15 protein-coding genes are annotated in these 17265 nt (G+C 64.5%); 12 read left to right on the forward strand and 3 right to left on the reverse strand.

Annotated elements, in window-relative coordinates; genetic code table 11:
• Window position 1: 1 nt before the first annotated feature.
• The 11 genes from TSA1_RS35535 to TSA1_RS35585 all read left to right on the forward strand — a co-directional run bounded on the left by TSA1_RS35535 (window position 2) and on the right by TSA1_RS35585 (window position 12457).
• The gene (locus TSA1_RS35535) at window positions 2-1255 is read left to right on the forward strand and encodes a Zn-dependent hydrolase (protein WP_100180377.1); all 1254 of its coding nucleotides are present in this window, start codon (window positions 2-4) and stop codon (window positions 1253-1255) included.
• 8 nt (window positions 1256-1263) lie between these two features.
• Window positions 1264-1794, forward strand: a complete 531-nt coding sequence (locus tag TSA1_RS35540; protein ID WP_174719225.1) for a flavin reductase — start codon at window positions 1264-1266, stop codon at window positions 1792-1794.
• A gap of 837 nt (window positions 1795-2631) precedes the next feature.
• Complete coding sequence (locus TSA1_RS35545; RefSeq protein WP_100181526.1) at window positions 2632-3951, forward strand: DUF3422 family protein; 1320 nt, start codon at window positions 2632-2634, stop codon at window positions 3949-3951.
• Window positions 3952-4019: 68 nt separating this feature from the next.
• Window positions 4020-5033: an NADH-quinone oxidoreductase subunit B family protein gene (locus TSA1_RS35550; RefSeq protein ID WP_100180379.1), complete on the forward strand. Its 1014-nt coding sequence runs from the start codon at window positions 4020-4022 to the stop codon at window positions 5031-5033.
• A complete protein-coding gene (locus tag TSA1_RS35555) occupies window positions 5030-6469 on the forward strand; it encodes a nickel-dependent hydrogenase large subunit (RefSeq protein ID WP_100180380.1) in 1440 nt (479 codons plus the stop codon). Before TSA1_RS35550 ends, TSA1_RS35555 begins: the two co-directional genes overlap by 4 nt.
• A 198-nt stretch (window positions 6470-6667) precedes the next feature.
• The gene (locus TSA1_RS35560) at window positions 6668-7759 is read left to right on the forward strand and encodes a hydrogenase small subunit (RefSeq protein ID WP_100180381.1); all 1092 of its coding nucleotides are present in this window, start codon (window positions 6668-6670) and stop codon (window positions 7757-7759) included.
• A gap of 22 nt (window positions 7760-7781) precedes the next feature.
• Window positions 7782-9572, forward strand: coding sequence for a nickel-dependent hydrogenase large subunit (locus tag TSA1_RS35565; RefSeq protein ID WP_100180382.1), 1791 nt, complete (start codon window positions 7782-7784; stop codon window positions 9570-9572).
• A 12-nt stretch (window positions 9573-9584) separates the two neighbouring features.
• Window positions 9585-10328 (forward strand): Ni/Fe-hydrogenase, b-type cytochrome subunit, encoded by a 744-nt coding sequence (cybH, locus tag TSA1_RS35570; RefSeq protein ID WP_100180383.1) that lies wholly within the window; start codon window positions 9585-9587, stop codon window positions 10326-10328.
• Window positions 10329-10345: 17 nt separating this feature from the next.
• Entirely contained in the window at window positions 10346-10924 is a 579-nt protein-coding gene (locus TSA1_RS35575) for a HyaD/HybD family hydrogenase maturation endopeptidase (RefSeq protein WP_100181527.1), read from the forward strand.
• Between the two features lie 21 nt (window positions 10925-10945).
• Window positions 10946-11242, forward strand: a complete 297-nt coding sequence (locus tag TSA1_RS35580; RefSeq protein ID WP_100180384.1) for a HypC/HybG/HupF family hydrogenase formation chaperone — start codon at window positions 10946-10948, stop codon at window positions 11240-11242.
• A gap of 231 nt (window positions 11243-11473) precedes the next feature.
• Window positions 11474-12457 carry an MBL fold metallo-hydrolase gene (locus TSA1_RS35585; protein WP_100180385.1) on the forward strand — a complete coding sequence of 328 codons (984 nt, stop codon included), beginning with the start codon at window positions 11474-11476 and terminating at the stop codon, window positions 12455-12457.
• A 79-nt stretch (window positions 12458-12536) separates the two neighbouring features.
• On the opposite strand, the gene TSA1_RS35590 is transcribed toward TSA1_RS35585, so the two are convergent.
• Window positions 12537-13265, reverse strand: a complete 729-nt coding sequence (locus TSA1_RS35590; protein ID WP_100180386.1) for a haloacid dehalogenase type II — start codon at window positions 13263-13265, stop codon at window positions 12537-12539.
• A 156-nt stretch (window positions 13266-13421) separates the two neighbouring features.
• On the opposite strand from TSA1_RS35590, the gene TSA1_RS35595 reads away from it, so the two are divergent.
• Window positions 13422-14621, forward strand: coding sequence for a hypothetical protein (locus TSA1_RS35595; protein ID WP_100180387.1), 1200 nt, complete (start codon window positions 13422-13424; stop codon window positions 14619-14621).
• A gap of 160 nt (window positions 14622-14781) precedes the next feature.
• On the opposite strand, the gene glpX is transcribed toward TSA1_RS35595, so the two are convergent.
• Together glpX and TSA1_RS35605 are read right to left on the reverse strand one after the other, a co-directional pair.
• Window positions 14782-15783 carry a class II fructose-bisphosphatase gene (glpX, locus tag TSA1_RS35600; RefSeq protein WP_100180388.1) on the reverse strand — a complete coding sequence of 334 codons (1002 nt, stop codon included), beginning with the start codon at window positions 15781-15783 and terminating at the stop codon, window positions 14782-14784.
• Between the two features lie 159 nt (window positions 15784-15942).
• Window positions 15943-17259: a homoserine dehydrogenase gene (locus TSA1_RS35605; protein WP_100180389.1), complete on the reverse strand. Its 1317-nt coding sequence runs from the start codon at window positions 17257-17259 to the stop codon at window positions 15943-15945.
• Between the last annotated feature and the right edge of the window lie 6 nt (window positions 17260-17265).

Genomic DNA, 17265 nt, shown 5'->3' on the forward strand with positions numbered 1-17265 from the left:
GATGGCGAGCCAGCCTTTGATCAACGCCGATCGGCTCTGGGCCCGGCTGATGGCGCTCGCCGAGATCGGCGCGACGCCGGCCGGCGGGGTCAACCGCCAGGCGCTGAGTGACGGCGAGATCGCCGCATGGCGACGCGTCATCGGCTGGGCCCGCGAGGCGGGCTTGACGCCATCGACGGATGCTGCGGCAAACCTGTTCCTGACGCTGGCCGGCCGCGACCGCACAGCGCCGCCGCTGCTGCTCGGCAGTCATCTCGACAGCCAGCCGACCGGTGGCAAGTTTGACGGCGCAGCCGGTGTAATGGCGGCATTGGAGGCCGTCGTCTCACTGGCCGAGCAAGGTCACAAGCCCGCGCGCGACCTCATCGTCGTCGCCTGGATGAACGAGGAGGGCTCGCGCTTTGCGCCGGGCATGATGGGCTCGGAGGCTTTCACCGGCCAGCGCGATCTGGCGGCGATCCGCGCCGCGCGCGATGCGGACGGCATCAGTGTCGGCGATGCGCTCGATCGGCTGCACCAGGCGTTTCCCGATGTACCGCACATGCGGCTCGGCTTTGCGGCCCGGGCCTACCTCGAATTGCATATCGAGCAGGGACCGTTGCTGGAAGCAGCTGCGTGCACGATCGGCGTCGTCACCGGCATCCAGGGCAAGAAGACCTTTCAGGTGGTGGTCGAGGGGGCCGAGGGCCACGCTGGCACGCTGGCGCAGTCGGAAAGGCGGGATGCGCTCGCGGCTTTTGCGCGGATGGCGACCGCGCTTCATGCGGAGATCGGCACCATCGACGCCGACATCAAGTTCACCATCGGCCGGGTGACGGTCTTGCCGAACGCGCCATCGGTAGTGCCGTCGCGCGTCAGCTTCAGCATCGATCTGCGCCATCCCGACAATGCGGTGCTCGATGCAGCCGGGGCGCGCATCGAGGCTCTCTGCCGCGAGCACGTTCCGCCGTGCACGGCCATGTTGACGCCGCTTGTCGATGCGCCGTCGAACGCTTTTGACGAGCACTTGCGGGCGAGCATCGCGGAGGCCACGCGTGAGCAGGGGCATTCCGCCATGGCAATTCTCTCCGCCGCCGGTCACGATGCCCGTCATCTCGCAAAAGTCTGTCCAGCCGCGATGATCTTCATCCCGTGCCGCGACGGGGTGAGCCATGTCGAGCATGAATGGGCCGAGCCCGATCATGTCGCTGCGGGAGCGTCGGTGCTGGCGCAGGTGCTGCGCGAATTCGCACTCGCGCCTGACGTCGAGGCGTGAGGACATCGATGCAGGATGTGGCCCCTCGGGACTACCGCGACGCGATGGCCTGTCTTGGTGCTGCCGTCAGCATCGTCACGACCGACGGCAGCGCGGGCCGTGCGGGATTCACCGCATCCGCGATCTGCAGCGTCACCGACGATCCGCCGACGCTGCTGGTCTGCATCAACCGCGGCTCCTCGGCCTATGCCAGCGTCACGCGCAACAAGGTGGTGTGTGTCAACGTGCTCTCGGCGCGGCACGAGCAACTGTCCCGCTTGTTCGGCGGCAAGGTGCCTGCCGAAGAGCGCTTTGCCGCCGCGGCGTGGTCCACCCTCGCGACCGGTGCACCGGTGCTGACCGACTGTGCCGCCGCGTTCGACTGCCGGATTGCGGATGTCGTCAATGTCGGCACGCATGATGTACTGTTCTGCCAGATCGTCGCGCTGCAAAGATCCGGCTGTACCGACAATCTGATCTATTTCGGTCGTGCCTATCACGCGGTCGGGGTGACCAATTCGGCTGAGGCAGGACCCGAATCCGCTGTTGGCCGGTCCTGACCGACGGGCGTTATCGCCGGTTGTTCCAACAGCCTCCATGTCATGGACAGAGATCGTCACCCGGGCAACGCACCCGCGGGCGGGGAGGTATTCGGCGGCCGCGTTTTGACCGTTGCTGGCTGAAACTGGCTCAATGCCTTGGAAGGCCGCGTGTGCCGATTGCGAACTTCGCACGCGCCTGTACCGCCGCGACGGAAGTCAGACCATGTTTGCGATTTTGGTTAGTTGGTTTCCACAGCCGCGCATCATAGCCCACAGTCTGAAGAGGACCGCCAAGACCAATTCGCCCCTGAAGGCAGAGACTTGCGCTGAGATGCAAGACGCCCCCGCAGCGCCATGGCTATCTGGCCCAAATGTTGCTCCGGGTGTGATGTTTCTATAAAAAAATCACACAAGGGAGTGCTCATTCCGGACGCATCGCCGATGGTGGCCTCCGTTGGCCTCACGCTCGGCGAGAAGACCGGCTGGTTCGGGGCCTTGCGCTGGCGCTATCTTGCTTCGAGCCCGCTGACGGAAGACAACGCATTCCGATCGTCCACAACCAGCATCTTCAACGGCCGTCTCGGCTATCGCGCCAGCAATGGCTGGCGTATCCAGCCCGACGTGCTCAATCTCTTCGACGCCGGGGCAAACCAGATCACCTATGCCTATGGTTCTCTGCTGAAAATTGACGCGCTCTATAATCTCTGCACCTCGGCCGCGGCGCCGACCGCAGTGTGCCAGAACGGCGTGGAGGACTACGTGCTGTACCCGGTCGAGCCGCCGACGTTTCGCGTGATCGTAGCCGGAACATTCAAGGAGCGGTATGTGATGCAGCCAGAAATCGAGGATTTGCCGATGAACCCCGGTCCTGATCTCGCCGGCTTCCGGCTGCATCCGCAGCGCGGCGCGGTGTTGAGTGAGGTCCATGCCCGCCCGTTTACGCGGCTGACCGCTCCGCTCAGTGTGGTGCGCTTTGCGTTTCTCAGCCAGGGCGATGCCGCCGCCGCCGACCGGCAAAGCTTTGCCGCATTTTGCGCGGCGCATGGACTGTCCGTGCCGGAGGCCTCGGCAAAACACCATCAGGTGACGATCGGTGCCACCATGCTGCGCTGGGAGCAGCATTCCGAGTTCACGACGTTCACCTGGATATCGAGCCATGAGGGCTCTTCCGGTTCATTTGGGGCGATGGACGAGGAGCTTGCCGCGCTGATCGGCACGCTGCCGCAAGTCGGGCAATTGCTGGTCGCGCTGAAGCTCGAGGTCGAGCAGACGTCGGCGGCGGTCGAGCGCGCCGAGCAGCTGTTCGAGAAGGGCAGCCTCGCCATGGCAACTGTCCGGAGCGGCCCAGCCGTCGTCGCTTCCGACTTCCGTGTCGACGAGCAGGGCTTTGTGCGTCTCCTGGTCTGCAACGACGGCTTGTCGCCGGGCCGTTTGGGCGCGCTGGTGCAGCGCGTACTGGAGATCGAGACCTATCGCACGCTGGCGCTGCTCGGCCTGCCGGCCGCGCTCGAGCTTGGCCCGTCGGTCGATCGCATCGGGCATCGACTGGTCGAGGTGCTCGAGGAAATGCAGGGTGCGGCGGACCTCACGCTGAACAATCATCTTCTGACCGAGCTAACCGCGCTCGCCGCCTCGCTCGAGCGCGGCGCAGCCGGCAGCCTGTTCCGGTTCGGCGCCAGCCGGGCTTATTATGACATCGTGCAGGCACGCCTTGCGGTGATCGAAGGCGGCGAGATCGCGGGCTATCCGACCTGGTCGTCGTTTCTCGCCCGCCGGATGGCGCCGGCGATGCGGACCTGCGCTGCCCTGGCGGATCGCCAGGCCAATCTGTCGATCAAGCTTGCGCGCGCCGCCGACCTCCTGCGCACCCGCGTCGATGTCGAATTGGAGGAGCAGAACCGCGACCTCTTGCGCTCGATGAACGAGCGTACCAAGCTGCAATTGCGGTTGCAGAGTACGGTCGAGGGCCTGTCGGTGGCGGCGATCGGCTATTATGTCGTCAGTTTGTTCGGCTATCTCGCCAAGGGCGCGCATGACGGCGGGCTGCATGTCGAGCCATCGCTGGCGACCGCGCTGTTCGTTCCGGTGGCCATTGGCGTCACCTGGATCGTCACGCACCGGATTCGCCAACGCCATTTGAAGCACGATGGCGGGACTTCCGCCGCGCATGATTGAGTTCCCTCAAGCCAGGGCTTTGCTCTTGTGCTAGGAGCGGCTGATGCTTGAGGGCTGAGGGAGGAGCCATGAGCCGATCGGATGGGACCAACATGCTTTGGCTGCAGGGCGCAAGCTGCGGCGGCTGCACCATGTCGATCCTGGAAAGCGGCGCTTCCGGCTGGTTCGACGAGCTCAGGCAATTCGGCATCAACCTGCTGTGGCATCCGTCGGTCAGCGAGGAGACCGGCGACGAGGCGGTCGAGGTGCTTCAATCCGTGCTCGACGGCAAGGTGCGGCTCGACTTGCTGTTGCTGGAAGGTTCCGTCGCCCGGGGGCCGAACGACACCGGCCGCTTTAACATGCTCGCGGGTACCAACCGTTCGGTCTATCGCTGGATGCTCGATCTCTCGCCGCTCGCCGATTTTGTGGTCGCGGTCGGAAGCTGCGCCGCCTATGGCGGCGTGCCCGCTGCCGGATCGAACCCGACCGATGCCGTCGGCCTGCAGTTCGAAGGGGCCGACAGCGGTGGCGCCCTCGGCACCGGCTTCCGCTCACGGCTCGGCTTGCCGGTCATCAACGTCGCGGGGTGCGCGCCGCATCCGGGCTGGATGATGGAAACCATCCTGGCACTGACGACAAAGGATATTGCCGCCACCGACCTCGATGCCTATGGACGGCCGAAATTCGTCGCCAATCACCTTGCCCATCACGGTTGCTCGCGCAACGAGTTCTACGAGTTCAAGGCCAGCGCGGAGACGATGTCGGAGCGTGGCTGCCTTATGGAGCATCTCGGCTGCAAGGCGACGCAGGCGGTCGGCGACTGTAACCAGCGCTCCTGGAACGGCGGTGGTTCCTGCACCAAGGGCGGCTATGCTTGCATCGCCTGCACCTCGCCAGGCTTCGAGGGCGCGCAGAATTTTCTGGAGACCGCCAAGCTTGCCGGCATCCCGGTCGGGCTTCCGACTGACATGCCAAAGGCCTGGTTCGTCGCGCTCGCCGCCCTGTCGAAGTCGGCGACGCCGCGTCGCGTGCGGCTGAACGCGACCGCCGACCACGTGGTCGTGCCGCCGGGCCGCGCGACCAACAAGAGCAAGCCATGACGCGGATCACGATCGGTCCGTTCAACCGCGTTGAAGGCGATCTCGAAGTCCGCCTCGACGTCGAGAGCGGCCGGGTCATGCGCGCCGAAGTGACGGCGCCGCTCTACCGCGGCTTCGAGCAGATCCTCGAAGGAAGGCCGCCGCTGGATGCGCTGGCGCTGGCGCCTCGAATCTGCGGCATCTGTTCGGTCTCGCAGTCGGTTGCCGCTGCCGCGGCCCTGCGCGATGCCATGTCGATCGAAGTGGCGCTAAACGGTCTGCTCGCCACGAACATCGCCCATGCCGCGGAGAACGCCGCCGACCATCTAACCCATTTCTACATCTTCTTCATGCCGGACTTCGCCCGCGAAGCCTATGCCGCGCATGGCTGGCACGAGGAAGCGCGCGAGCGCTTTGCGGCGACGAGAGGCACAGCAGCGCGCGAGGCCTTGCCCGCGCGGGCGCGCCTGTTGGAGACCATGGGCATCGTCGCCGGAAAATGGCCGCACAGCCTGGCGTTCCAGCCCGGTGGCACGACGCGCGCCATCGATCTTGGCGAGCGCGTCCGGCTGCTGTCGATCGCGACGTCGTTTCGAGGCTTCCTCGAACGCGTCGTGTTCGCGGATTCGCTGGAGAACGTGCTGGCGATCGCGACCGCTGACGAGCTCGACAATTGGCGCGACGGCCGCGGTGGCGATTTCGCGCATTTCCTGCGGCTTGCCGACAGTCTGGCATTGACCGGGCTCGGCCGAGGCACCGGCCTGTTGATGAGCTATGGCGCCTATCATGGCGTCGACGGCGCGTTGTTTCCGCGCGGTCTGTTCGGCCCGCGCGCGATGGTCGAGCCGCTGCCGCTGCCACAGATCACCGAGGACGTCTCGCACGCCTGGATGCAGGACTCATCCGCCGATCCGGCCCATAGCAGCACGGTCCCCGATCCCGACAAGGCTGCCGCTTACAGCTGGTGCAAGGCGCCGCGGCTGTCGGGCCAACCGATCGAGGTCGGCGCGATCGCGCGTCAGACGGTCGCCGGTCAGGCGCTCATCACCGATCTGGTTGCGCGTGACGGCACCAATGTGCGCAGCCGCGTGATCGCGCGCCTGATCGAGACTGCGCGCATCGCGCTGACCATGGAGCAGTGGACGCGCGCGCTTCGCTTGTCGGAGCCGTTCTGCATCAATTCGCGCGACATCCCTGACGGTAACTATGTCGGGTTGGTCGAGGCGGCACGCGGCAGCCTCGGGCACTGGATGGCCGTTCGCGACGGCAGGATCGAGCGCTACCAGATCATCGCACCAACCACCTGGAATTTCTCACCTCGCGATTCCTTCGACGTTGGCGGCCCGCTGGAGCAGGCGCTGGTCGGCACCGATGTCGGCGATGCCGGCCCGCGCGCGGTTGCGATTCAGCACATCGTGCGCTCGTTCGATCCCTGCATGGTGTGCACCGCGCATTGACCGGAAACTTCGTTGCCGCCTGCAAATCGAATTGTTTCCGCTTCTCGTGCATTCAGTGTCCTCGCATACCGGTCACAAGAGTGCTTCAGACACTCAACATTTTGGAATCTCTCCACTTTTGAATCCTTCCAGGCCGTTGGCCTGCTTCTTGCTGTCCTTGGCGTCATTGAAAAGTCAAAGCCGAGGATGGGAGGATTCATGGGCGCGGCGACGGAGACGTTTTACAGCGTGATCAGGCGGCAAGGGATCACGCGTCGAAGCTTCCACAAATTCTGCAGCCTGACGGCCACGAGCCTTGGTCTCGGCCCGCTGGCAGCGAGCCGCATCGCCAACGCGCTCGAGACCAAGCCGCGCGTGCCAGTGATCTGGATGCACGGCCTCGAATGCACCTGCTGTTCGGAGAGCTTCATTCGGTCCGCGCATCCGCTGGTCAAGGATGCCGTGCTGTCGATGATCTCGCTCGACTACGACGACACCATCATGGCGGCCGCCGGTCATCAGGCCGAAGCGATTCTCGAGGAGACTCGCACCAAGTACAAGGGCCAGTACATCCTCGCAGTGGAAGGCAATCCGCCGCTGAACGAGGGCGGCATGTTCTGCATCGACGGCGGCAAGCCGTTCGTCGAGAAGCTGAAGATGATGGCCGAGGACGCGATGGCGATCATCGCCTGGGGCGCCTGCGCCTCCTGGGGCTGCGTGCAGGCGGCCAAGCCCAATCCGACCCAGGCGACGCCGATCGACAAGGTGATCACCAACAAGCCGATCATCAAGGTGCCGGGATGCCCCCCGATCGCCGAGGTGATGACCGGCGTCGTCACCTTCATCACCACCTTCGGCAAGCTGCCCGAGCTCGATCGCCAGGGGCGGCCAAAGATGTTCTACTCGCAGCGCATCCACGACAAATGCTACCGGCGGCCGCATTTCGACGCCGGCCAATTCGTCGAGGAATGGGACGACGAGGCCGCGCGCAAGGGCTATTGCCTCTACAAGATGGGATGCAAGGGCCCGACCACCTACAACGCCTGCTCGACCGTGCGCTGGAACGGCGGCGTGTCGTTCCCGATCCAGTCGGGTCACGGCTGCATCGGCTGCTCGGAGGACGGCTTCTGGGACAAGGGCTCGTTCTACGATCGTCTCACCAACATCAAGCAGTTCGGCATCGAGAAGAACGCCGATCAGATCGGCATGGTGGCGGCCGGCGCCGTCGGTGCGGCGGTGGCCGCGCATGCTGCGGTGACCGCGGTAAAGCGGCTCGCGTCGAAGCGCGAAGACGCCAAGCAAGATCATTAATCGATTTCAGGAAGCACAAACGATGGGCATCCAGACACCTAACGGATTCAAGCTCGACAATTCCGGCAAGCGCGTGGTCGTCGATCCGCTCACCCGGATCGAAGGTCACCTGCGCGTCGAGGTCAATGTCGACGCCGACAACGTCATCCGCAACGCGGTCTCCACCGGCACGATGTGGCGCGGCATCGAGACCATCCTGAAGGGCCGTGATCCGCGTGACGCCTGGGCGTTCACCGAGCGGATCTGCGGCGTCTGCACGGGAACGCACGCGCTCACCTCGGTGCGTGCGGTCGAGAACGCGCTCTCCATCACCATTCCGGACAACGCCAACTCGATCCGCAACATCATGCAGCTCTGCCTGCAGGTGCACGATCACCTCGTGCACTTCTACCACCTGCATGCGCTGGACTGGGTCGACATCGTCTCGGCGCTCAAGGCCGATCCGAAGGCGACGTCGGTGCTGGCACAGTCGATCTCGTCCTGGCCCTTGTCCTCGCCCGGCTATTTCAAGGACCTGCAGATCCGGCTGACCAAGTTCGTCGAGTCCGGCCAGCTCGGTCCGTTCAAGAACGGCTATTGGGGCCATGCCGCCTATAAGCTGCCGCCGGAAGCCAATCTGATGGCGGTCGCGCACTATCTCGAGGCGCTCGATTTCCAGAAGGAGATCGTGAAGGTTCACACCATCTACGGCGGCAAGAACCCGCATCCGAACTGGCTGGTCGGTGGCGTGCCCTGCGCCATCAATGTCGACGGCACCGGTGCGGTCGGCGCCATCAACATGGAGCGGCTCAACCTCGTCTCCTCGATCATCGATCGCTGCATCGAATTCACCGAGAAGGTGTATTTGCCCGATGTCGTCGCGATCGGCTCGTTCTACAAGGACTGGCTCTATGGCGGCGGCCTGTCCGGCAAGAGCGTGATGTCCTATGGCGACATCCCCGAGACCGCCAACGACTATTCGGCGAAGAGCCTGAAGCTTCCGCGCGGCGTGATCCTCAACGGCAATCTCAACGAGGTGCTGCCGATCGATCACGGCGATCCCGAGCAGATCCAGGAGTTCGTCACGCACTCCTGGTACAAGTACCCCGACGAGTCCAAGGGACTGCATCCCTGGGACGGCGTCACCGAGCCGAACTACGTGCTCGGCCCCAACGCCAAGGGCACCAAGACCGACATCAAGGAACTCGACGAGGGCGGCAAGTATTCCTGGATCAAGGCGCCGCGCTGGCGCGGCAACGCCGTCGAGGTCGGGCCGCTGGCCCGCTACATCATCGGCTACGCCCAGAACAAGCCCGAGTTCAAGGAGCCGACCGAGAAGCTGCTCAAGACGCTCGGCCTGCCGGTGTCCGCCCTGTTCTCCACACTCGGGCGCACCGCGGCGCGCGCGCTGGAATGCGAATGGGCCGCGCACCAGATGCGCTACTTCCAGGACAAGCTGGTGGCGCGCATCAAGGCCGGCGACAGCTCCACCGCCAATGTCGAGAAGTGGAAGCCGGAGAGCTGGCCGAAGGAAGCCAAGGGCTACGGCTTCACCGAGGCGCCGCGCGGCGCGCTCGCGCACTGGATCAAGATCAAGGAGACCAAGATCGACAATTACCAGTGTGTGGTGCCGACCACCTGGAACGGCTCACCGCGGGATCCCAAGGGCAATATCGGCGCCTTCGAGGCCTCGCTGATGGATACGCCGATGGCGAATCCGGAGCAGCCGCTCGAGATCCTGCGCACCATCCACTCCTTCGATCCGTGCCTGGCTTGCTCGACCCATGTGATGAGCCCGGACGGCCAGGAGATGGCGACCGTCAAGGTCAGATAGGGAGGGGAAACCATGATGGATGCAGTTGCTCCGACCTCCGAAGCCAAGCCGGACCTGACGGCGATCGCCGCCGACGCTGCCGGAGAACAGGCGGTGGGACGGCCTACCGTCTACGTCTACGAGGCGCCGGTGCGGATCTGCCACTGGGTGAACGCGGTCTCGATTCTTGTCCTGATGGTGACCGGCTATCTGATCGGGACGCCATTGCCGACGGTCGCGGGCGAAGCCTCCGACAACTTCGTGATGGGCTATATCCGCTTTGCCCATTTCGCGGCGGGCCAGGTGCTGGCGGTGTTCTTCCTCGCCCGCATCCTGTGGGCCTTCGTCGGCAACCATCATTCGCGGCAGATCTTCTACATTCCCGTGCATCGTAAGCAGTTCTGGAAGGAGGTCCTGCACGAGATCCGCTGGTACGCGTTCCTTGAGCGCGAGCCGAAGATGTATGTCGGCCACAATCCGCTGGCGCAAACCGCGATGTTCACGGGCTTCACGCTGTTCGTGGCGTTCATGATCGTCACCGGCTTTGCGCTCTATTCGGAGGGCACCGGGATCGACAGCTGGCAGCACAGGCTGTTCGGCTGGGTGTTCGCGATCTGGCCGAACAGCCAGGACGTGCACACCTGGCATCATCTCGGCATGTGGGCGTTGGTGATGTTCGTGCTGGTGCACATCTACGCCGCGATCCGCGAAGACATCATGTCGCGCCAGAGCATCATCTCCTCGATGATCTCGGGCGAGCGGCAGTTCCGCGACTGAAAAGAGAAGTGAGATCGATGCCGACATCCTCGCAAGAAAGCCGCGTCCTGGTGCTCGGCATCGGCAACATCCTGTGGGCCGACGAAGGCTTTGGCGTGCGCGCGGTGGAGGAATTCCACCGCCGCTACGCCGTGCCCGACAACGTCACCATCCTCGACGGCGGCACCCAGGGGCTTTACCTCGTGAACTATCTCGAGGAGGCCGACTGCCTGATCGTGTTCGACGCCATCGATTACGGGCTCGAGCCGGGGCGCTTGAAGCTCGTGCGCGACGATGAGGTGCCGCGATTCACCGGCGCCAAGAAGATGAGCCTGCACCAGACCGGCTTCCAGGAGGTGATCTCCGCGGCCGACCTGCTCGGCCGCTGTCCGAGGCATCTGGCACTGATCGGCTGCCAGCCGCTCGACCTGGAGGATTGGGGCGGGCCGCTGACGCAGCCGGTGCGTGACCAGATCGCGCCCGCGATCGCGCTCGCCTGTGAGGTGCTGGCCGGGTGGGGCGTCGCGGTGACGCCGCGCAGCGAGCCGTTGCCCGCCTCCGAGCGCCTGCTCGCCAACGACATCGATCATCTCAGCTACGAGATGCGGCCGGCCTGACCACTTCCGGAGAATATCGCGATGTGCCTCGGCCTGCCGATGACGATTGTCGAGACGGATGGTGTCTCCGCGCTGTGCGAATTCCGCGGCGAGCAGCGTCGCGTCTCCATGCTGCTGCTGTCCGATCCTCCGGTAGGCGCCAAGGTGCTGGTCTATATCGACACCGCGGTCCGGCTGCTCGATGAAGCGGAGGCGCGCCTGATCGCGGATGCGATCGAAGGTCTCGGCGCGGCCCTCAACGGCGAGGATTGCGACCGCTTCTTCGCCGACCTCATCGACCGTGAGCCGCAGCTTCCCGAGCACCTTCGGCTCGGCTAGAGCATTTTCGGTTCTGATTGAATCAGAACCGAAGCTCTAGATTCTTGTTTTGACGCGTTTTCTTCACGCGAACCGGTGTCCACTTCGCTCGAAAACGCTCTAGTTCCACTTGCTAGCTTGTCGCGGCCGGAGCAGCATACTTCTCTGCCGACCTGCGGCCGCATGGCCGTTCAAGCCGGCGCCAACGCGCGAACAATCGCGCAAAACAAAAGACAAAAGCGGAGGAAACGCATGACAATCGATGTCTCCCGTCGATCCCTACTTGCACTTGGAGCCAGCCTCGGAGCTGGCCTTGGTGCCAGCGCCATGCTCGGCAGCAGCGCGATGGCGCGGGCTCCCAAGCTCGGCACCCAGACGCCGTACTGGCACCGCTTCGTCCTCGGCGATGCCGAGGTGACCGTCGTGTCCGACGGACCGCTGCCGCTCGGCGATCCCTCCGGGACGTTTACCGGCGTTCCCAAGGAAGAGGTCAAGAAGATGCTGGCGGACAATTTCCTGTCGCCGGACAACGTCGTGCTCGAGCAGAACTCGCCGATCGTGAACACCGGCGACAAGCTGATCCTGTTCGATACCGGCATGGGCTCATCCAAGATGTTCGGCGCCAGCACCGGACGGCAGCAGAAGAGCATGGCGGAGGCCGGCATCAAGCCGGAGGACATCGACGCCGTGGTCTGCTCGCATGCCCATATCGACCACATCGGCGGCATCGTGGATGCCAACGACAAGCCGCTATTCCCGAATGCGCAGATCTACATCTCCCAGACCGATTTCGATTTCTGGACCGACGAAGGCAAGCTCGGCAGCCCGGCCAAGGACTTCGTCGTGCACGCCCGCAAGAACCTGCTGCCGGTCCGCGAGCGGATCAAGTTCTTCAAGGACGGTGAGGAATTCCTGCCCGGCGTGCAGGCGATCTCGGCGCCCGGTCACACCGTCGGCCACACCATCTTCATGGTGTCGTCGGCCGGCAAGTCCTTCGCCTTCCTCGGCGACCTCTCGCACCACTCCGTGCTGCTGCTGGAGCGGCCGCGCATGGAGTTCTCCTACGACACCGATCCGAAGCAGGCGGCGGAATCGCGGGTGAAGTTGCTGACGATGCTCGCCGCCAACAAGATCCCCGTGATGTCGTATCACTTCGCCTGGCCGGGCTACGGCCATGTCGCCAAGGCCGGTGACGGCTTCCACTACTATCCCCAGCCGATGCAGATGACGCTGTAGTGCATCGCAAATCGGGCCCGGGCGGCGCGCGTGCCGCCCGGTTCATTGCCGGCCGCACACATCCGATCGAGAAGCCGGCTCAGCAGCCGAGCCTGGCGGCGATCCCGCCAAAATCCTTGGCGACGATGTCCCACTGGCCGGTCGCCTCGAAATCGACCTTCTGCAACGGACCGTATTCGGTCGGCCGCGCCACGAAGGCCGTCTTCAAACCGTTCTTCTGGGCGGCCGCGAGATCGCCGTTGTGGGCAGCGACCATCATCACCTCGTCCGGCTTGAGGCAGAGCAGCTTTGCTGCGCCGAGATAGGTCTCGGGATCGGGCTTGTAGTGCTCGAACAGCTCGGCCGACATGATGAGATCCCAGGGCAGCCCCGCGAACTTCGCCATGTTGGTGAGCAATGCGACGTTGCCGTTGGAGAGCGGCGCGATCACGAATTTCGTCTTCAGCCGCGTCAGGCCCGCGACGCTGTCCGGCCACGGATTGAGCCGATGCCAGCCCTTGGTGAGATAGTCGAGATCGGCCTCGGTGAGGCCCTTGATCGCGAACTGCGCGACCAGCTTTTCGAGCGAGCGGCGGTGCAGATCATCCAGCATGACATAGCCGCGCTCGGGATGTTTGCGCACGTCGTCCATCGAGGCCATGTACATGCCGCGCCAGCCGTCGACCAGAGCGGTCCAGTCGGCGCTGATGCCGCGCTGCTTGCTCCACCACATGAAGTCGGTGATGAGGCTGGTGCGCCAGTCCACGACAGTACCGAACACGTCGAAGACAAGGGCTTTGACGGTGGTGAGATCGGATGCTGGCGTCATGTTTCGCTCCGCGGATTTTCCTGCGCCCGGTTGGCTCCGGCCGAGATCGAGGGCTTTAAAGCATGATCGCTCCCATGCAACAACAGCGCAGAGCGGACTGGCGAAGCGCGTTCAAGATGAGCAGAATGACGGTTTCAATCAGTCGGAGCGCGGCAGATGCCAACACCTGCATTCGTGATCCTCAAAGAGGCCGTTCTGCCGGACGAAATGGTACTGGTCGACACCCTGCGACGCCGTCACCCAGACCTCTCCTGGGATCCCGGCAGCACAGCCCAATCAAACCGGCGCCCTGACGAGGCAATATTCATTCGCGCCGGTGATCGTCTGATGGCTGTCATGTCGCTGCCCGCGCCGATCCCCATCGATCTTCAGGATTGGCAACGGGCGACCCGGCATTGGCCAGAAGCCCTGGAGGCCGTCACATCCCATCAGGCCCATTTGGTCGTTTCTTCGCTGGGCTCGGCCTCGGAAGGGGCCGAGCCGCCGCTCGATGTGATGCAAGACGCGCGTCTGACCACCGCCGCCGTCGGCGGCTTGATCGAGGTCCTACCGGCCTGCCTGGGTGTGTTGTGGCAGGGGAAAGTCGCACGATCTTCGGCGCATTGGGAGGAAGCCTCGCGCCGCGCGTTCGCCCCGGCTCCCGACCATCCGTTCGAGCTCTGGATCGAAACCATCTTCTATCGCAGCGGCAACAGTTTGGGCGCCTACACGGAAGGGCTCTCCGCCTTCATCGGTCGCGAAATAGAGTTTGAGGTGGACGGCCTGGACCAGGAAGCCATCGCCCGACGTGTCGACGCGTTTGCATCCTATCTGATCGCGAATGGTATCGACGAGAATACAGAAGACGGTAAGGTCTACCGCGATCACGGCGAACTCGGAAACTTCATCCTATGGCACCGCATGTCGCGATTTGGCGCCAGGCCCGTGATCTCCTTCTCCTCCCCACTCAATCCGGCGACAACCAAAGTCTACCCGATCATCCCAAGATCGATCGCGAGCAATCACCCGCTCCTCATCCTGCTCGCCCAGCTTGGGCTCTTCGATCCCGCCCAGCCCGAAAATCTGGTCCGACTTCGTCCCGATCATTACATCTCGGAGGTCCGGGTGGCCCTGCTCGACGACGAGCTCACGAAGGCGCTGACGACTATGATGACGGTCGAAGGATATGGCGAGGCTGACACCGACGCACGCCGCGCACTGGCGCGTCGCGATATGGCACTTGCCAGGTCCCTGCTTGAGCCTTGGGGCAAGAAAGTGGATACGCTGTTGCAGGCATGCCAATTGGGGCTTCACCTGCGCGACATTCATCTTTTCGTTCCCGCTCCGCCCCAGTTCGTCGGCGGAGGCGTTCACTGAGGCGTCCGGCCTCGCAGCAGCGACGTTCGAGCGTTTCCCCGACCTGATAGAATATCAAGTCCGACGCCTCAGATCGTTTCCGAAGCGCCCTCTTTGAGTGAACGGCTGTGCATCTCGGCGATGGTCCAATTCGCCAAGGCCGCGCGTAAATTGGCAGCGCTCAGTCCAGATGGAACTTGGCGAGCTCGCGGTGCTCGGCCTTGATGTAGCGCACGGTGCCGGTGACGGAGCGCATCACCACCGTTTCGGTCTCGATCACGCCGTCCTTGCGGAATTTTACACCCGACAGCAGTGAGCCGGTCGTGACGCCGGTGGCGGCGAACAGGCAGTCGCCGCGCGCCATGTCCTCGATGCCGTAGATCATCTTGGGATCGTTGACGCCCATCTTGGCGGCGCGCTCGATCTTCTCGCCGGAATCGAGGATCAGCCGGCACTGCATCTGGCCGCCGATGCAGCGCAGCGCCACGGCCGCGAGCACGCCTTCCGGCGCACCGCCCGTGCCGAGATACATGTCGACGCCGGTGTTGTCAGGATCGGCGCAATGGATCACGCCGGCGACGTCGCCGTCGGTGATCAGGCGCACGGCAGCGCCGGTCGAGCGCACGCTCTCGATGATGCTGGCATGGCGCGGACGATCGAGCACGAGAACCGTGATGCCGTCGGGCTGCACACCCTTGGCCTTGGCGAGACGGCGGACGTTTTCGGCCGGCGAGGCGTCGAGCTCGACGACGCCCTTGGCGTAGCCGGGGCCGATCGCGAGCTTCTGCATGTAGACGTCGGGGGCGTGCAGCAGCGTGCCGCCGTCGGCCATCGCCATGGTGGCAATCGAGCCCGGCATGTTCTTGGCGCACAGCGTGGTGCCTTCGAGCGGATCGACCGCGATGTCGACCTGCGGGCCCGCGTTCATGCCGACCTTCTCGCCGATGAAGAGCATCGGCGCCTCGTCGCGCTCACCCTCGCCGATCACGATGGTGCCCTCGATCGGGAGCTTGTTGAGCTCGCGGCGCATCGCGTCCACCGCAGCCTGGTCGGCCGCCTTCTCGTTTCCGTGCCCGCGCAGCCGCGCCGACGACACCGCTGCCCTCTCCGTCACGCGCACGATCTCCAGCGTCAGGATGCGCTCGAGCAATGCTTGCGGCGGGACTGAAATATGGGTCGACATCGGCTAACTCCTTCGAAACAGTTTGGGGCGGGCATTTCCGCCCGCATCAACTCGTGACACCCACAGTTCGTTCGAACCGTGTCTTATTGTTGGAACATGACCTTTCCGGAAAACCGCTTCGCACTTTGCGCTAGCGCGGCCCTCCGGGTCCGGGCATGCTCAGTTCTTCTCGATCCGGATCACCTGCGGCCGTCCACTGATCACCTTGTCCTTCTGCACGGCGGCGAGCGCACGGCGCACCGCGTCCTCATGCGTGGCGTAGGTGATCAGGATGACGGGCACGGGGACCGCCTTGCCGTTTGCGGGGGCAACGCCGCCGTTGGGATGACGCTGCACGATCGACTCGATCGAAATCTTCTGCTCGGCAAGCCGGGTCGCGATCGCGGCGGCAGTGCCGGGGAAATCGCGGGCCAGGAGGCGGATGTAGTAGCCGCCTTCATGCCGCTCCATCGGCGCCTTCTTGGTGTCGCGCAACTGCGCGATCGGCCGGCCGAACGGATTGGCGCGGATGCCGCGCGCGACATCGGCGATGTCGGCGACCACGGCGGATGCCGTCGCCGCGCCGCCGGCGCCGGGGCCGACCAGCGTGATCGGCGGAATGCCCTCGCCGTCGATCGTGACCGCATTGGTGACACCCATCACCTGCGCGATCGAGGAGGATTTCGGCACCATGGTCGGATGCACGCGCTGCTCGATGCCCTTGGCGGTACGCACCGCAACGCCGAGCAGCTTGACGCGGTAACCAAGATCGGACGCCGCGCGCAGATCTTCCGGCGCGATGGATGAGATGCCTTCGACATACACCGCGCTTTGAGCAACTTTCGTGCCGAAAGCGAGGCTGGCGAGGATCGCGAGCTTTTGCGCTGTGTCGTGACCGTCGACGTCGAAGGACGGGTTGGCCTCGGCATAGCCGAGCCGCTGCGCGTCCTTGAGGCATTCGGCGAAGGACAGTCCCTCCTGCTCCATCCGCGTCAGGATGTAATTGCAGGTGCCGTTGAGGATGCCGTAGACGCGGTTGATGCCGGTGCCGGCAAGCCCCTCGCGCAACGTCTTGATGACGGGGATCGCGGCGCCGACGGCTGCCTCGAAATTCAGCGCGCCGCCGTGGTTTTCGGCCGCCTTGGCGAGCTTGAGGCCGTGCTTGGCCAGCAGTGCCTTGTTGGCGGTGACCACCGACTTGCCGGCGCCCAGCGCGGCTTCCACGGCCGAGAGCGCGGGATCACCGGCGCCGCCCATCAGCTCGACGAAGCAATCGATACCGGGATGCGTCGCCAGCGCCATCGGATCCTTGGCCCATTCGACGCCGCGCAGATCGATGCCGCGCTTCTTGGCCTTCGAGCGTGCGGTGACGGCAACGACGCGGATGCCGCGGCCGCTGCGGGCCGCGAGCACGCGGCCTTGCGTTTCGATCAAACGGACCACTTCGGCGCCCACGGTGCCGAGCCCCGCTATGCCCACTTTCAGGGGTGCAACCATGATGTC

This window comes from Bradyrhizobium nitroreducens, from assembly GCF_002776695.1.
GTDB classification, from domain to species: Bacteria; Pseudomonadota; Alphaproteobacteria; order Rhizobiales; family Xanthobacteraceae; genus Bradyrhizobium; species Bradyrhizobium nitroreducens.

What these genes read in the sequence shown, in the direction of transcription:
- TSA1_RS35535 (WP_100180377.1), top strand. Translation starts at nt 2, where the DNA reads ATGGCGAGCCAGCCTTTGATCAACGCCGATCGGCTCTGGGCCCGGCTG.
- TSA1_RS35540 (WP_174719225.1), top strand. Translation starts at nt 1,264, where the DNA reads ATGCAGGATGTGGCCCCTCGGGACTACCGCGACGCGATGGCCTGTCTT.
- TSA1_RS35545 (WP_100181526.1), top strand. Translation starts at nt 2,632, where the DNA reads ATGAACCCCGGTCCTGATCTCGCCGGCTTCCGGCTGCATCCGCAGCGC.
- TSA1_RS35550 (WP_100180379.1), top strand. Translation starts at nt 4,020, where the DNA reads ATGAGCCGATCGGATGGGACCAACATGCTTTGGCTGCAGGGCGCAAGC.
- TSA1_RS35555 (WP_100180380.1), top strand. Translation starts at nt 5,030, where the DNA reads ATGACGCGGATCACGATCGGTCCGTTCAACCGCGTTGAAGGCGATCTC.
- TSA1_RS35560 (WP_100180381.1), top strand. Translation starts at nt 6,668, where the DNA reads ATGGGCGCGGCGACGGAGACGTTTTACAGCGTGATCAGGCGGCAAGGG.
- TSA1_RS35565 (WP_100180382.1), top strand. Translation starts at nt 7,782, where the DNA reads ATGGGCATCCAGACACCTAACGGATTCAAGCTCGACAATTCCGGCAAG.
- cybH (WP_100180383.1), top strand. Translation starts at nt 9,585, where the DNA reads ATGATGGATGCAGTTGCTCCGACCTCCGAAGCCAAGCCGGACCTGACG.
- TSA1_RS35575 (WP_100181527.1), top strand. Translation starts at nt 10,346, where the DNA reads ATGCCGACATCCTCGCAAGAAAGCCGCGTCCTGGTGCTCGGCATCGGC.
- TSA1_RS35580 (WP_100180384.1), top strand. Translation starts at nt 10,946, where the DNA reads ATGTGCCTCGGCCTGCCGATGACGATTGTCGAGACGGATGGTGTCTCC.
- TSA1_RS35585 (WP_100180385.1), top strand. Translation starts at nt 11,474, where the DNA reads ATGACAATCGATGTCTCCCGTCGATCCCTACTTGCACTTGGAGCCAGC.
- TSA1_RS35590 (WP_100180386.1), bottom strand. Translation starts at nt 13,265, where the DNA reads ATGACGCCAGCATCCGATCTCACCACCGTCAAAGCCCTTGTCTTCGAC.
- TSA1_RS35595 (WP_100180387.1), top strand. Translation starts at nt 13,422, where the DNA reads ATGCCAACACCTGCATTCGTGATCCTCAAAGAGGCCGTTCTGCCGGAC.
- glpX (WP_100180388.1), bottom strand. Translation starts at nt 15,783, where the DNA reads ATGTCGACCCATATTTCAGTCCCGCCGCAAGCATTGCTCGAGCGCATC.
- TSA1_RS35605 (WP_100180389.1), bottom strand. Translation starts at nt 17,259, where the DNA reads ATGGTTGCACCCCTGAAAGTGGGCATAGCGGGGCTCGGCACCGTGGGC.